The organism is Enterococcus sp. DIV0546 (genome assembly GCF_051712785.1).
Lineage (GTDB): Bacteria > Bacillota > Bacilli > Lactobacillales > Enterococcaceae > Enterococcus > Enterococcus faecalis.
The window spans coordinates 515,915-532,171 of sequence record NZ_JBIOPO010000001.1 but is presented as its reverse complement, the minus strand read 5'-3'; the positions used below and the strand labels follow the sequence as shown (position 1 = coordinate 532,171).

At 37.1% G+C, this 16,257-nt stretch carries 13 protein-coding genes; 2 read left to right on the top strand and 11 right to left on the bottom strand.

The genetic code is table 11. The features are described 5' to 3' along the window. Positions 1–77: 77 nt before the first annotated feature. The gene (uvrB, locus tag IGJ24_RS02600; protein WP_002355618.1) at positions 78–2,075 is read right to left on the bottom strand and encodes an excinuclease ABC subunit UvrB; all 1,998 of its coding nucleotides are present in this window, start codon (positions 2,073–2,075) and stop codon (positions 78–80) included. 278 nt (positions 2,076–2,353) lie between these two features. Between uvrB and IGJ24_RS02595 the strand changes: the two genes are divergently transcribed. Continuing rightward, positions 2,354–4,522, top strand: coding sequence for an amino acid ABC transporter substrate-binding protein/permease (locus tag IGJ24_RS02595; RefSeq protein ID WP_002355617.1), 2,169 nt, complete (start codon positions 2,354–2,356; stop codon positions 4,520–4,522). 1 nt (position 4,523) lies between these two features. After that, positions 4,524–5,261, top strand: coding sequence for an amino acid ABC transporter ATP-binding protein (locus tag IGJ24_RS02590; protein ID WP_002355616.1), 738 nt, complete (start codon positions 4,524–4,526; stop codon positions 5,259–5,261). 47 nt (positions 5,262–5,308) lie between these two features. Here IGJ24_RS02590 and IGJ24_RS02585 read toward each other — a convergent pair whose 3' ends face one another. The 10 genes from IGJ24_RS02585 to IGJ24_RS02540 form a co-directional block, all read right to left on the bottom strand. After that, entirely contained in the window at positions 5,309–6,028 is a 720-nt protein-coding gene (locus IGJ24_RS02585) for an MgtC/SapB family protein (RefSeq protein ID WP_129194163.1), read from the bottom strand. A 35-nt stretch (positions 6,029–6,063) separates the two neighbouring features. Beyond that, positions 6,064–7,968 (bottom strand): heavy metal translocating P-type ATPase, encoded by a 1,905-nt coding sequence (locus IGJ24_RS02580; RefSeq protein ID WP_002386153.1) that lies wholly within the window; start codon positions 7,966–7,968, stop codon positions 6,064–6,066. A 109-nt stretch (positions 7,969–8,077) separates the two neighbouring features. Then, a complete protein-coding gene (locus IGJ24_RS02575; RefSeq protein ID WP_002358731.1) occupies positions 8,078–9,526 on the bottom strand; it encodes a helix-turn-helix domain-containing protein in 1,449 nt (482 codons plus the stop codon). Between the two features lie 3 nt (positions 9,527–9,529). Beyond that, positions 9,530–9,979 carry a hypothetical protein gene (locus IGJ24_RS02570; RefSeq protein WP_002363200.1) on the bottom strand — a complete coding sequence of 150 codons (450 nt, stop codon included), beginning with the start codon at positions 9,977–9,979 and terminating at the stop codon, positions 9,530–9,532. A 201-nt stretch (positions 9,980–10,180) separates the two neighbouring features. Beyond that, positions 10,181–11,275: a DUF916 and DUF3324 domain-containing protein gene (locus IGJ24_RS02565; protein WP_129194162.1), complete on the bottom strand. Its 1,095-nt coding sequence runs from the start codon at positions 11,273–11,275 to the stop codon at positions 10,181–10,183. Positions 11,276–11,350: 75 nt separating this feature from the next. Continuing rightward, positions 11,351–12,091, bottom strand: a complete 741-nt coding sequence (locus IGJ24_RS02560) for a WxL domain-containing protein (RefSeq protein ID WP_002355609.1) — start codon at positions 12,089–12,091, stop codon at positions 11,351–11,353. A 22-nt stretch (positions 12,092–12,113) separates the two neighbouring features. Continuing rightward, entirely contained in the window at positions 12,114–14,213 is a 2,100-nt protein-coding gene (locus IGJ24_RS02555) for a lectin-like domain-containing protein (RefSeq protein WP_129194161.1), read from the bottom strand. A gap of 19 nt (positions 14,214–14,232) precedes the next feature. Then, the gene (locus tag IGJ24_RS02550) at positions 14,233–15,012 is read right to left on the bottom strand and encodes a WxL domain-containing protein (protein ID WP_002355607.1); all 780 of its coding nucleotides are present in this window, start codon (positions 15,010–15,012) and stop codon (positions 14,233–14,235) included. A gap of 16 nt (positions 15,013–15,028) precedes the next feature. After that, on the bottom strand, positions 15,029–15,760 hold the full coding sequence (locus IGJ24_RS02545; protein ID WP_002383012.1) for a WxL domain-containing protein: 732 nt from the start codon (positions 15,758–15,760) through the stop codon (positions 15,029–15,031). Next, positions 15,760–16,143, bottom strand: coding sequence for an LPXTG cell wall anchor domain-containing protein (locus IGJ24_RS02540; RefSeq protein ID WP_289865800.1), 384 nt, complete (start codon positions 16,141–16,143; stop codon positions 15,760–15,762). Before IGJ24_RS02540 ends, IGJ24_RS02545 begins: the two co-directional genes overlap by 1 nt. Positions 16,144–16,257 lie beyond the last annotated feature (114 nt).

Below are 16,257 nucleotides of genomic sequence, written 5' to 3'. Positions count from 1 at the left end.
TCAAGTCATTCTATAGAGAAAAGATTAGTAAAAGATACGATGGTTCATCGTATCTTTTACTTAATCCGTTGGTTGACTTATTTGGCAGCTTTCAATTCAAGAATGGTATCTCGTAATGTGGCTGCAGTTTCGAAGTCTAATGCTTTGGCCGCATCTTTCATTTCTCTTTCAAGTTTCATTAATAAATCAGCTTTTTCTTGTCTTGATAAATCTTCATATGATTTATCCAATTGAACCACTGTTTCATCTTTATCAGCTGTTTTGGAAATAGAAATCAAATCACGAATTTCTTTAATAATTGTTTTTGGTTCAATGCCATGTTCTTCATTATATGCTTCTTGGATTGCCCGACGTCGTGCCGTTTCATCCATAGCTCGTTGCATCGAATCGGTGATTTTATCTGCATACATAATGACTTTTCCTTCGGCGTTCCGGGCAGCCCGTCCCATCGTTTGCACTAACGAGCGTTCACTACGTAAGAAGCCTTCTTTATCCGCATCTAGAATCGCAATTAAGGAAACTTCTGGCACATCGATTCCTTCACGTAATAAGTTAATACCAATTAGAATATCAAATTCGCCTAATCGTAAATCGCGAATAATCTCCGTTCTTTCCAGTGTTTTTATATCACTATGCAAATATTTAACTTTTAAGCCTAATTCTTTGAAATAGTCGGTTAAATCTTCGGCCATTTTCTTCGTTAAGGTTGTGACAAACACTCGCTGATCTTTTTCGATCCGTTCATGAATTTCGCCCACCAAGTCATCAATTTGACCCATAATTGGGCGGATTTCTACTTCTGGATCTAGTAAACCTGTTGGTCGAATGATTTGTTGAACAACAGTCTCTGTTTGTTCCATTTCATAAGGGCCTGGTGTTGCCGATACATAAACAATTTGGTTTACATGTTGTTCAAATTCTTCTAAACGAAGCGGTCGGTTATCAAGTGCACTTGGTAAACGGAAACCATAGTCCACTAACATTTGTTTCCGTGCTCGGTCGCCATTATACATTCCTCTAATTTGCGGCATTGTTACATGAGACTCATCGATTACAAGTAAGAAGTCATCTGGGAAAAAGTCCAACAGCGTATACGGTGGCTCTCCTTCTTGGCGACCGTCCATATGTCGAGAGTAATTCTCAATCCCTGACGTATAGCCCATCTCTCTCATCATCTCAATATCATAGTTAGTTCGCTGTTCCAAACGTTGGGCTTCCAATAATTTGTTTTCACTGCGAAGCACTTTCAAACGTGCCTCTAATTCTTCTTGGATCTGCGAAATGGCGTGTTCCATATGTTCTTCGTTCGTCACGAAGTGTGTTGCCGGAAAAATAGCGACATGCTCTGTTTCGCCGACAATTTCACCAGTTAACGCATCTACTTCACGAATTCGATCAATTTCGTCTCCGAAAAATTCAACACGTAGCGCATGCTCATCCCGTGAAGCTGGGAATATCTCAACCACATCACCGCGGACACGAAAACGCCCCCGTTGAAAATCAATATCATTTCGTTCAAATTGAATATCGACTAAGCTTTTTAGTAACTCATTACGATCCATTTCCATTCCCACACGTAATGAAACAACTTGTTGACTGTATTCCCGCGGATCCCCTAAACCAAAAATACAAGAAACTGATGCTACCACGATGACATCGTTTCGTTCCAATAAAGAACTTGTCGCTGAATGGCGTAGTTTATCAATTTCATCATTAATACTGGAATCTTTTTCAATATATGTATCACTTGAGGGTACATATGCTTCTGGTTGATAATAATCATAGTAACTGACAAAATACTCGACCGCATTATCTGGGAAAAATTCTTTAAATTCCCCGTATAATTGTCCAGCTAGTGTTTTATTATGTGCAATCACTAATGTTGGTTTGTTCACTTCTTGAATCACATTAGAGATTGTAAATGTTTTACCTGTTCCGGTCGCTCCAAGTAAAATTTGAGCTTTTTCTCCACCTTTGACACCGTCAACTAGTTCAGCAATAGCGGCTGGCTGATCTCCGGCAGGCTCATATTTAGAAGCCAAATGAAAGGTATTGGAAGTTTCTCTTTCGATCATTTATAACTCCCCCTCAAAGTGTCTAATTTCTCTTAAATTATCGGCCCATTCTGGCAGAATGTCCACTTATTAGTTTAACATACCGAACATATTTTCGCCACTTTTGCTGTTTCGGACTTCAACTGATCTTAATCTTTTGTTCTTAATTTCTATGTCACATTTTATAACATGTAATGTAAGGAAATTAGAGTTTTTTTCTCTTTTTAGCGTTCAAATACTTGTCAGCTTCCTATTTCTTACTATATAATTGTTCAATATGCAAAACTAGGAGGTATTTTATGAAAAGGAAACACTTTTTACTTTCTTTCTTTGTGATGATGGTAACTCTGCTAACATTCATTAGTGGCACTTCAGCACATGCAGAAGGAAAGAAATATACAATTGGAACGGATTTAACATTCGCCCCTTTTGAATTCCAAGACTCAAAAGGAAAATACATTGGTATTGACGTTGATTTATTAGATGCGATTGCCAAAGATCAAGGTTTTGAAGTGGATTTAAAACCATTAGGATTCGATAGTGCAGTCCAAGCGATTCAATCTAAACAAATTGATGGCATGATTGCTGGAATGAGTATTACGGATGAGCGAAAAAAATCCTTCGATTTTTCAGATCCATACTTCGATAGCGGTTTACAATTAGCGGTAAAAAAAGGAAACGACAAAATTAAATCATATGATGATTTAAAAGGCAAAACGGTTGCGGCTAAAGTTGGAACTGAAAGTGCCAATTTCCTTGAAAAAAATAAAGAGAAATATGACTACACCATCAAAAATTTTGACGATGCAACGGGTCTTTATAAAGCCTTAGAAAACGGCGAAGCGGATGCAATCGTTGATGATTATCCTGTATTGGGCTACGCAGTGAAAAATGGCCAAAAATTACAATTAGTTGGCGATAAAGAAACAGGCAGTTCTTATGGTTTCGCAGTGAAAAAAGGTCAAAACCCTGAATTAATCAAAAAGTTCAACGCTGGTTTGAAAAATCTTAAAGACAATGGTACTTATGATAAAATTTTAAACAACTACTTAGCGACAGGTGATGAAACAAACACACAAGACGCTGGCGAACAAATGAAAAAAATCACTCCTAAAAAAGAGAAATATGTGATTGCTAGTGATTCTACATTTGCTCCGTTTGAGTTTCAAAATGCCCAAGGCGATTATGTCGGAATTGATGTAGATTTAGTCAAACGTGCAGCTGAATTGCAAGGTTTTACTGTTGAATTTAAATTTATTGGCTTTAGTTCTGCTGTCCAAGCTGTTGAATCTGGTCAAGCAGATGGGATGGTTGCAGGCATGACGATTACGGATGATCGTAAAAAAGCCTTCGACTTCTCTGTTCCTTACTTTGATAGCGGTATTCAAATTGCGGTCAAAAAAGGCAATGACAAAATTAAATCGTATGATGATTTAAAAGGCAAAAAAGTCGGCGTAAAAATTGGTACTGAAAGTGCTGATTTCTTAGAAAAAAATAAAAAGAAATATGATTACTCAATTAAGTATTTAGACACAACTGATGCATTATACAGTGCATTAGAAATTGGCGAAGTTGATGCCATGATGGATGATTATCCTGTCATTGGCTATGGGGTTGCGCAAAATCAACCACTAGCGACACCAATTCCTCGTGAAAAAGGTGGTTCTTACGGTTTTGCTGTCAAAAAAGGGCAAAATCCTGAACTACTTGAAATGTTTAACGAAGGCTTAAAAGAAATGAAACGTACCGGTGAATACGATAAAATTATCGGCACTTACGTAAAAGATGGCAACGAAGCCAAAGAAGAAACAGCTGACGAATCTACGTTTGTTGGCTTCATGCAAAACAACTGGAAACAATTGTTACACGGTTTATGGATGACGATTCTATTAACGTTGATTTCCTTCGTACTTGCTTTAATTGTCGGCGTTATTTTCGGATTATTCAGCGTTTCACCAATCAAAGCATTACGTGTACTTTCAACCATTTATGTTGATTTAATTCGCGGAATTCCTTTAATGGTCTTAGCGTTCTTCATCTATTTCGGATTACCTGGTGTGCTTGGCTTTAATATCCCGGTCTTCATTGCTGGGATTATCACATTAACTTTAAATGCCAGTGCCTATATTTCTGAAATTGTGCGCGGCGGAATCAAAGCTGTTCCAGTTGGCCAAATGGAAGCTTCAAGAAGTTTAGGTCTTTCCTATAATCGGACAATGCAAAAAATTATTTTACCACAAGCGATTCGCATTATGATTCCTTCATTCATTAACCAATTTGTTATTTCATTGAAAGATACAACTATCCTTTCAGCAATTGGCTTAATCGAACTACTACAAACAGGAAAAATTATTGTTGCTCGCACATTACAAAGTACAATGGTTTACTTCGTTATTGCGTTAATCTACTTAATTTTAATTACTAGTTTAACTAAATTAGCGAAAAACCTTGAAAAGAAGGTGAACTAATATGACTGAAAAAATCTTAGTTGAACATTTAGTAAAAAAATATGGTGACAACACGGTCTTAAACGACATTAATGTTTCTATTAACGAAGGCGACGTAGTCTGCGTCATCGGTCCTTCTGGTTCTGGTAAAAGTACTTTTTTACGTTGCTTGAATCAATTAGAAGAAGCTTCTAGCGGAGACATTATTATTGATGGTGCGAACTTGACAGATAAAAATACGGACATCAACCAAGTCCGTCAACATATCGGCATGGTTTTCCAACATTTCAATTTGTTTCCACATTTATCTATTTTAGAAAATATTGTTTTAGCACCAACCGATTTAGGTCGCTTGTCAAAAGACGAAGCGGAGAAAAAAGCGTTAGAACTTTTAGAACGTGTTGGATTGGCAGATAAAAAAGATGCCTATCCAGATTCTTTATCTGGTGGTCAAAAACAACGTGTCGCAATTGCACGTGCGTTAGCGATGAATCCTGATATTATGCTTTTCGATGAGCCAACATCAGCTCTTGATCCAGAAATGGTTGGCGATGTTCTTGGTGTAATGAAAGATTTAGCAAAACAAGGAATGACAATGGTCATAGTTACTCACGAAATGGGCTTTGCAAAAGAAGTAGCTAATCGAGTAATGTTCATTGATGGCGGTAACTTCCTAGAAGATGGTTCGCCAGAGCAAGTCTTTGAAAATCCTCAAAACCCTCGAACAAAAGATTTCTTAGATAAAGTATTAAATATTTAAACAAAAGCACTTGGCGCGCGCTAGCGCCCAAGTGCTTTATTTTATGGTTAAATTGTTTCCGTGACAGAGACAGATTGAACGTGCCCTTTTTCTTTTAAGAGATGGTGCAAGTTGGAATGCCAGAAATCTTCTTTGCCTACATAAGAGATCTTTGCTGTCACTGCCTCTTGTTCGGATTCCAAAGTCAATTCTACTAAGCGCTCCCCTTTTTCTAAAGAAGCTTGAAGTTGTTCATGCAGTCGGCTTTCTTTAATCATAGGTTCCTTCATTTTTACGATAAGCTGCAATCGTTTTAAAGGAGTCTTTCGTTTAAAATGGGCCAGAGCTAATACTAGCAAAGTTGCCACGAGATTGATAAACGCAATGGTTAAAAAGCCCATCCCAATGACTAAACCAATAATAGTAACATTCCACATCATTACTGCTGTCGTTAACCCAGAGACTTTCCTTTCTCTAAAAACGATAATCCCCGCACCGAGAAAGCCTACGCCACTAATCACTTGGGCGCCATATCGTGTAATATCCATAGAAATAATGGATGCCAAGGCGCTATTTTGTTTCACCACATCGACTAAAATATCCACCGATTGAATCTGTAAAATGGAAATCGTACAGGAGGCCAAACATAAAATGGCATTACTACTGATACCGAAGCCTTTTCTTTTAATACTTCTTTCTAACCCAATCAAAGCTCCAAAAACCAAGGCTAGAGCCATCCGAATGACAACGTCGGTGAGAGAAAGTTCAATCATTTTTAAAGAATTCATCGCTTTCTCTCCTTTCTTGCAAGTGACTATTTGACTTATTTTGTATTAACTAATAAACGCAAGCCATTAAAAATGACCACTAAGGTACTTCCTTCATGAATAAGTACGCTAAATGCGATATTCGCAATACCTAAAAAGTTCAAGATAATCAACGTTGCTACCACTAACATTGAAAAAATAATATTTTGCTGCACAATTTTATTCAAGCGTTTTGAGACACGGTGAGCATAGCCTAATTTAGAAAGATCATTTTTCATCACTACCACGTCTGCAACATCGATAGCAATGTCTGTACCATCCCCCATCGCCACTCCAATATCAGCATTCACTAAAGCGGGCGCATCGTTAATGCCATCACCAACCATCCCTGTCATTCCTACTTCGCGTTTTAATTGATCAACAATCGCTGATTTTTCCTCAGGTAAAACATTAGCAAAAACTTGGTCCACGCCTACTAAGCGACCAACTGCTTCACCCGTAAGTTTTGCATCTCCTGTAATCATTGTTGTTTCAATATTTTGTGACTTGAAATAGTGAATGGCGTTCATTGCTTCTTCATTAGGAACATCCATCAATGCCACTAAACCAATCACTTGTTCATTTTCGGCAAAGTACACTACCGTTTTGCCTTCACTCGCTAATTTCGTTGTTTGTTTCTCAATGATTGTTGGCACTTGTTCGAAACTAGATGGTTTACCAATTCTAAAAGTTGTGTCTGCAATGGTCGTTACTAAACCCACCCCGACAATATTTTCTACTTCTAAATTTAAAGCCGTTGTTTCTGCTTCAAAGCGATTAACAATCGCCGTCGCCAATGGATGATTGGATTTTTTCTCCATATTTGTTAAAACAGCTACTAATTCGTCTTGGCGATCTTCTAAGCCATCAACAAAAAGATAATCTGTGACCTCAGGTTTGCCTTTTGTTAGCGTGCCTGTTTTATCAAAAGCGAGTGCTTTCACTTCAGCTAAATTTGATAAGAATGAGCCACCTTTAAACAAAACGCCTTGTTTCGCTAAATTGGAAATTCCTGATAAAGTTGCCGGAACGGCACTCGCTGCTAAAGCACAAGGTGAGGCAGCAATTAAGAAGACCAAGCCTCTGTAAAAACTTTCAGCCCAAGTCAATTGGAAAAGCAATGCGCCACCTAAAACAATTAGTGGAAAAACTGCTAAAACTAGTGTGACATATTTCGGTTCAAATCGTTTAATTTTGCTTGCAATTTCTGATTGATTTTCTTGTGATTGGTTCACGAGCTGTACGATTTTTGCAAAAACTGTTTCTGAACTATCTTTCGTTACTTCAACAACAATTGTGCCTGAACCGTTCATGGTACTACCAAAAACTGGGTCACCACTATTTTTTTCTTTGGGAATACTTTCCCCATTAATAGATGATTCATCCACAGCGGTACTTCCTTCAATCACGACGCCATCTGTCGGAATTTGCGCACCATTGAGGACTTGCACGCGGTCACCAATCTTCAATTGTTCAACTGACACAGTTTGAATTGAGCCATCGTCTGTTATCAAGCGAGCTTCTGTTGGATTTAAATTTAATAGTTTTGTAATTTCACGTTGGCTTTTGCCTTGAGCGTAATCTTCAAGGAAATGCGCCGCCGCAAAAATCAAAATCAACAATGCTGATTCTTCAAAACTTCCCATTAATGCTGAACCAACTGCAGCTAAGGTCATTAACAAATGAATATTAGGCGAAAACTTTCGATTGTTTTTCGTATCCCGATACGTATCTCCAAAGCCTTCACCAATAATATGATAACCAGCTAAAATAGCAGCTAACGAGAAAAGAATATTTTTCACTAAGAGCATGTTCCCTAAAAATAAACCGATAAAGAAAAGAGCCAATCCTGTAAAAAAGAGAATAACTGGAACGTTTTTACCTTTTTCTTCATGTGTGTGTGCACCTGTTTGTTTTGACATTGTTATGCGCCTCCTCATTAATGTTTTTCTATTCATATGAACGTATATTCATATTATAAAACACTTGGGTGGTTTTGTAAAGACTTAAACACAAAGACAAGCGATGATTCTATTCGATAGGATCACCGCTTGTCTTTGTCGATTCTTTTTGTTGTTGATATTTTTCTTCTTGAATAGTCAATAATGATTGCGTTAAATTGACCCAATCAATCGAACGAGGTGGATCCAGCCAAACCATAACTTTACTCTGTTCTTCTTGATACAAGTTATTTAAATTGGTAATCACCACATCTGGTAAGGTATCTGATAACGGGTCAATAATTTCTACATTTAAATTCACATAGACGGATAAATTTTTTTTGATGAATTGGTTATACTCTTTTCCATAAGAAAAATCAATTAGGACCTTGGCTGGCTCTGCAATTAAATGAACCGGAACATGATTAATTAGCAACAATAGATAGTTAAAAAACAAACAGTGATTGGCTTTCGCAATTTTTTTATGTTTTGCTGTTAACCAACGAATATATTCAATTAAATAAAAATAAAATTCCGGATATGTTTGCTTAAAAAACTGTAAATCCATTTCAAAATCGTCAAACATATTAATCGGAAAGTAAATAACATTGAAATGAATAATTGCTAACCCTTCTTCTAGAGTATTCCTTGTTGACTCCTCTAAACAATTAAATGCTTTTTCAAAACTTCCAATGAAAACACGAGTTAGGCTTTCAATCGTAGGATCTTCGTGAATGACATATTTTTTCTCTAGTTTGCCATGCAAATACAAGAAAAAAACAATCGTATACGTTAATGATTTTGAGGCCAATGCCCATGCCACTTGCGATTTTTTTATTAGTTCCTCTGAAAATGTATTCAGTGCACGCGTATCGATCCCTTCCACCGCACGTCCTTCGTTGTTAATCATAATAGCTAAATAATGGAAAAAATTGCGTCGCTCATAGGTGGTGAAAGTATAGTTTAACTCAACAGACTGTAATACACGTTTCGCTTCATTATAAACTTTTACCGAATATAGTTCGGAAATTGGTTGATTGGAAAGCGTGAACAATTTATACAAAAAAAATGAAATTGCTTTTTGATTGCCGACAATTTCCCGCTTACTAAAATAGATCTGATACTCCTTTAAGGCTTTTTTTAGCCGCTGTAAGGTACTATACGCCACAGAGGTGCTGACATGATTACATTCAGCAAACTTTGTCAAACTATAATTTCCTCTAAAGTAAGACAACACTAATTTAAAAGAGAGCGATTCTGTTAAGTATTTCGTGAGCAAAAGTTTACTTGAATAGTTTCCATCAATTTCAAGTGTAACATCTACATCAGAAACGACTAAAGTTAAGCTGTCGCTTAACTTTAGATTGTCAATATCTGCTTTTAATTTTTCTAATGTTTTTTTGACTAAAAAATTCGACATTGATAATTCTTCGCGAAGTGCAATAAAAGTACCTGATAGCGTGGGACTTTCTTCTAAATGCCTTAGCAAGGAATAACTTCGTTGATCTTCTTTATTTAAAAAAATTTCATAATTCATCATTTATCAGTTCTTTCTCCCATAAATAGCCGTTCCTACTAATTCCCGTATGAAATTCAAGTAAAAAGTGTTTTGCCCCTCCGTTCCAGCACCGCCTGTGCTATTTGGTACAATGGTGATATGGCTAGCATCAAATAATTCATCCGTGAAAAATACTTGATGCTGACTTTTCTTGGAAGAAGGCCTTTCTTCATTTGTTTTTGGATTATTGGTTGTCACTTCTTTTTTACTAACGTCTTCGCTACTTTCTTCCGCTTGCGTTTCGCTAGTCATAGTACTTTCATTTGTTTCTTCCATTTTTTCTGGTGTGCCAGTATTCTCAATCGGATAAATTTCTTCTGTTGGATTGGTCGGATTATAAATTGGATTCCGTTCTTCTGCTGCTTGCACATTGGTTACTTGAAAAAACGAGAGTAACAATGTACTCCATAATAGTAAATGTTTGTATTTATCCATTTTTCTCACATATATTGCCAAATACTTTAGCTACATAACAAAATAAAAAATATAACTAGTAAAGTGGTATCAGACGATATTTAACAATACTCCTTCTTATTATTTCTTTTTTTGAGTTAGGTTTGTTGAATAAACTGCATGTTTGATAAGTAAAAACAAACAAAAACGTTGCCGATAATCAAATCAAAAATTAACTACTCTTTATATTTCTCTTTCGTTTTTTTCCTGTTTCTTTTTTCGCCAAATCAACCAGGCAATGATTAAAATCACTATCAATAAAAGTAGTAAGCCAATCATCAAATATAAATTTGAATGATTTTCTTTTAAGGTCACATCTTTTTCATTTAATTCTTTGGCAACTTCGCCATTAATTGTAAAGTCTTTTTCAAATTGCCATTGATTTCTAAAAGATATCGATTCATTGTTTATTGATTTTTTAAATGAGCCTGCAGCATCTTTATTCCCAACAACGGTCATAGACAAATGATAATCTCCTGGCTTAAGCGGTTGCCCTTTTAGCGCAATGGGAACAGAAAAATTGGTATTTGGTGCAATTTGCATGTTTGCTTTTTCCTCTTTATATAAAACTTCTTCATGCCCCTTTTTGGTAATCTCTGCCGAAAAGGCAACTTGGTTAATATATGTTTTTTGATCATTTTGTAGATTGACTAAAATCACATTTCTAGCATTAATCTGTCCTGGTGAGACTTTTTTCAAAAGTAAATTCGGCTCAACCATTTTTTTGTTTTGTTGCATCAATAATGCAACGACATACGAATATTCATTTTTAATGGATAACCCCTGACTCTTATCGTCTTGACGTTTGCCTTCATCTGACGTTTCTTCTTTAAAAGTGATACCACTAGCTAACACTCCATCAAAGGGGGTATTAGGCATTTTGACGTTAATAGAAACCGTTTGTTCACTTTTCGGTTTTAAACGAACTGAGCTAGGGGATTGAACGTAGTCTTTTATATCAAACGCTAAACTTTGATCTTTTTTCCCCTTATTTTCACCATACTCAACGATTACATTTGAATTGGTAATGGCACTATTGATGGAAATACCTACCTTTACTTCTTTATCTGTATCATTGCGCAAGTTCACTTTCAACTCAGTTTCTTCATTTGGTGCTAGTAATAAATCAAAGTAAGTTTTTTCTTTATCTACTTGTTTTTCTGATGGAATAGGCGTAACCGCGAAATTAAATTCACTGGCAAAACCATTGCTAGGTACTAACGCTAAAAGAATTAGTAGTATCGGAAAAAAAAGAAATCGTTGTTTTTTTCTGTTCAAATTATTTACTCCTTTTCTATATGTAGTGAATAGCAGGTAACCATGTTCCCCGCTATTCTTCTTTTTAAAATTCGTCTAATTTCCTGGAGCGTCTGTCAACGTCCATGTTAATTTTGTGGCGTATTTTTCAGCGTATTTGGTTGTAGAACCTGGAACAGTTAACTCAATACTTTTAGCAGCTGTAGTTGCATCTGTTCCCCAATCAAATAAATAAGTTCCTGCACCGTTTCCTTTCGCTGCACTCATTACATCTGATTGACTACCATCTGAATTTAGCGTGATTGTGGCTGGGCCTGTTGGTTTGCCTGAATCTGAAGCAGTCACTACATTTCCGTTTTTAAACGTGATAGCTGCCCCAGTCAATTCTTTACCAGAAGTTGATTTAAATTGTCCTTCTTGTTTCACTTTTAATGACCAGCCAGCTTCGGTTCCACGGTTATCTGTTACTTGGACATAGTTAGGCCCTTCTTTGACTTCATCGGTTGCGCCTACCGTCTTGTATTTTTGGGTAGCAGCAAAATAAGTCTGATCCTTCGACGTGATTTTTTGAACACCGAAGTCTAGACTTGACGCATAATCAATTGACAACGGACCGTTTGTTCCTGGATTAGGACCTTCAGGATCTGTTGGGTCAATAGGATCAACTGGATTAGTTGGATCCGTTGGGTCAACCGGATTAGTTGGCTCTTCACTTGGTGTAAATTCTACGATACCATTAGATGTATAACTACCGCCATCTTCTGCAAAGGCTTGAGAAGTCATGCCTAAGCTCCCTAAAATAAATGTGGATAAACATACTGTTGTTACTTTTTTCATTTTCTTTTCTCCATTCTTTTCTTTAATTTCCTGGCACATCTTCTAACGCCCAAGATAAACGAGCTTTAAATGTTCCAACTCTTTGATAAGCTACAGGAACATTGATTTGAATTCCTTGTTGTTTTGATTCATCAAGTAATGCTGTTAAATCTGTTTCACCTTTCTGATTACTTTCTAAAAGCGTAATTGCCTCATTTGTAATCTGAGAGCTTCCAGCAGTTGAAACGAAAGAAAAAACATCTGGCATTACAATTGAATCATTTGTTAACGGTTGCGTTTGCTTTAGTTGCAGGCGCCAATTATTTGCGTTACGTTCATCCACGACTTTGAGTCCTTCGGTGGGATGCCCAAGTTTAATTAGTGGTTGATTACGTATCTTTTCCGTACCAAAAGTAATCTGTTTTGGTGCCTCTTTAAAATATAGTTCCCCTAAACGATAGTAAAAATAAATATCTTTTGTTTCCTCTGTCATTGTTCCTTCCGCATTGCCCGAGTCTTTTGTAAAAACATAGCCAGAAATATCTAGGGGTTTTTCTTGATAGGGTGCACCAATTTTCCCTGTTACACTTTTAGGTGGAGCAATATCTTTACCTTCTGCGTCTTTATAAAAAATGGTTACTGTTTTTTCTGTTGGTTTAGGAATAGTAATCGTTACATTATTTGACTTTTGCAGTAAGGTTCCTTCTTCATAATAGTCAAAGTTCATAGTTAAAACTTTTTCGGGCGTATTATCTTGAAGGGTTGTTTTTAATTCAATCATCATGTCCTTCTTTAAAACTAGGTAGTCATTTAAAGCAATTGTTAAGTGATTCCCTGTTTGTGTCAGATCTTTGGCTGCTACCTTTTTACCATCAATCGTTAATGAATTTTCTTCATATGCTAATTCATCAGGTAAGTCAATGCTTACTTGCGGTTGACGATCTTCGATAAAGTCATTGTCAATATTCAATGTATTCCGTAGTATCACCTGATCATTTTTCACTGCTTCAACAGCTGAGCTAAACTCCTGACCATTCACGCTAAGGGCTGCTTGTGACGTAACGTTGGTAGGAATTTGTGTCATTGCTAAAGCATTCTCTTGGTATTTGCCACCTGTGGATGATGTAAAGCCCCAATAAACCGTTGTTGCGCCAAATTGTGCATTTAAATCTGAAACTACATACGTATTCGTGCCCACACCTTCTAAATCATATGTTAATGCTTTGGTTGCGGCATTCCAATGAACAGTCAACATGCGCCAGGTTCCATTAGATAGATAGGTTGGCGCAACGGTGACGCCTGAATGCTCCCCTGTATAGCTGTTGTTATTAGCTTTCGGAGTGACAAAAGCTAAATGTCCATTTCCCTTATCTTGTGAAATTTCTCGGTCCATTCGGTTGGAACTACCAGTATTTTTATAGGTATCAAACTCAATCGATAAGGCATTTCTAACATAAGGTTGACCAGCTTTCGTGGAGTATGCACCGATTCCCATCCCAGGTGAACCAATGACTTCTTGAGGCGTTGTGGACATTCTAGGATCATTCGTTAAGGTAAAGGTCATACCATCACCAGCATTTGCATACTCGTTTCCTAAATACAAATAACTTTTAAAGGTAAAATCCGACAATAAACTGATTGGTTTTTTTGACCAAATAGCTCCTTTTTGTGATTTAACAGCTGGGTTTAGTTGTAATAACTTCCCACCTTCTAAAATACTTGTTGCATTTCCAATTGGCTCTTGAAACACCTTGTCGATTGGAATGATATTAGGATCATCAGGCAATGAAGTAGCGTATGGCGCAGCCAACATGCGCGGCTGTGGTTCAACTATCGCCGATTCCGTTGCACTGTTATCGTCATCCTTTTGTTGTTCGCTAGGTTCTAAAGTAGCCGTTGATTGGTCTGTTTCTGCTGGATGATTATCGGTTGTTGTTGTCGTTTCTAGGGAAGATTCTTGCTCTAATGTTTCCGAGTGAGAAGGAGCGCTAGTTGCCTGATCATTGGCCGATTCCTCCACTATTTCCCGATTGACTTCGTTGATATTTGTCGAAGGATTACTAATCGCTTCGCTAGTAATAGGCGCAAGGATTAGTAAGAATAAACTACTTGCCAAAAAGACTAGGCTTTGTTTGTTTCGCATCTCTCTTCACCTCTACTTTTTAAATTCCTGGTACATCCGTCAACGTCCACAATAATTTTGTTTGATATTTCACGGCATCTTTAGGGGTTGACCCTGGTACTGATAGCGCAACATCTTTTGTAACATTAACATTGTGTACCGTATTGGTTTCATCGCGTTCTGCAACCACTTCTACTTTGCCCCAATAAGTAGCCCAGGTTCCTGCACCGGTTCCTTGCTTCGCAGCTGCCACTAGAGATGCGGTTCCTGGAACAAGGGCAATCTTATTTGTTGCCTCTGGTTTCACAACATTTTGCGCATTACTATTAACAGTCGGGTTAGCTAAAGAAATTTGCGCACCTGTCAACTGACTATTTAAAGTCGCCTTTGTTGCTTTAAATTGCTCCTTTTGCGTAACCGTTAAAGACCAACCGCTATTGGTTCCTCTATTATCAGAAATTTGCACAAAATTTGGTGTTTCTTTTTGATTTTCTTGATATTGCTGTGCTCTTGCAAAATATACTTGGTCTTTATTCGAAATACGATTTTTCCCAAAGTCAAAACTTGAAGCATAATCAATAGACAGCGGTCCTTGGGTACCAGGATTGGGACCTTCTGGGTCTGTCGGATCAATTGGTTTGACTGGCTTTTCTGGATCGGGATTTTCTGGATCAACCGGCTCTGTCGGATCTACGTTCGGAATAAATTCTACTAAACCATTCGAACGATACTCTTTTGGCTCCTCTGCCTTCGCTTGTAAGGACCAACCAGCAACTGCAAATGTACTGCATAGAACGATTCCTGTGAATTGTTTTTTCATTGCTTTTCTCCTTTATTTAATTATTAGCGGGAGTATCTTCTAATGCCCAAACTAACTTCGTTGAATATTGTTGTGCAAGCTTTACAGATTTTCCGGGAACGAATAGTTGGACAGCTTCTTTGTTTGTTGCTTCATTTGAACCAAATCGATAAACCCAAGTCCCAACACCTGTTTCTTTTTTAGCGTTCATCGCTAGATTATTATTTACACCAGGTGTTAGGGAAATAGTACTACTGACTTCAGTAGGTTTATATTTTTCATCCACCATTGAAGCAGCTTCTGCCTTTGTAAACGTTAATTGAGCGCCGACTAGTTCCTCTCCAGTAGCTGTTTTAAATTGTTCAGGTTGGGAAAGCGTTAGTTTCCATCCTGCTAACGTTCCTCTTTTATCAGTTACTTGTACATAGGTTGGTTTTTTTGAACCATCTTTCATTTCATCTGGCGCAGCATAATACGTTTGATCTGCCGTAGAAATCTTTTGTGTACCAAATTTAAATTTTGACCCATAATCAATTGATAAGGCACCACCCGTTCCTGGCCCTGGAGGATCAATTGGGTCTACTGGATCAGTAGGATCGGGATTTTCTGGATCAACAGGCGGTGTGATTTCATTATCACCTGCTTCAAAAGTAATTGTGCCTTCCGTATTGTATTCTTTCGGAAAAGTTTCTGCTGCTGATGCGTTTATTGCTTGAAACCCTACGCCTAAAAGTATGGTTGCCGATGTAAGTAAAATAGTTTTTTTCATTAAATAAGCTCCTTCTCTCGTTTCATTTTATTAATTAAATAAATGACTACCCCCAACAAACTAACTCCTATCAAGGAATACAGTGGATTTTCAGACGCGCCTGTTTTAGGTAAAACTGCTTGTCCAGAAGCAGCTAAATTGTTTCTTCCCTGTTCTTCTGATTGTTGGGTATCCGCTACGTCATTTGACTCTTTTTCATTCTCATAAACGTAGGTGATATAGAAGCTCGCTTGACCATTTGATTCATAATTATTTTCTTCAGCCATAACGCTTTTTGTTTGCAACCCAATGATCAATAGCCCTAAACATACCAAACTAAACCTTTTTATGATTTTCATCTGAATTCCTCCTTCCCCATTTTCAACATTGACTGGCCCAGCCAATAAACATTATATAAAAGAAATATTTATTAGATTTTTTTATTTTTTTCAGACGCTTTTAAAAAATAAAATGGTTTAAGCTAAGAAAGCTTTAAAATCAACACTTTTAAAGACAAA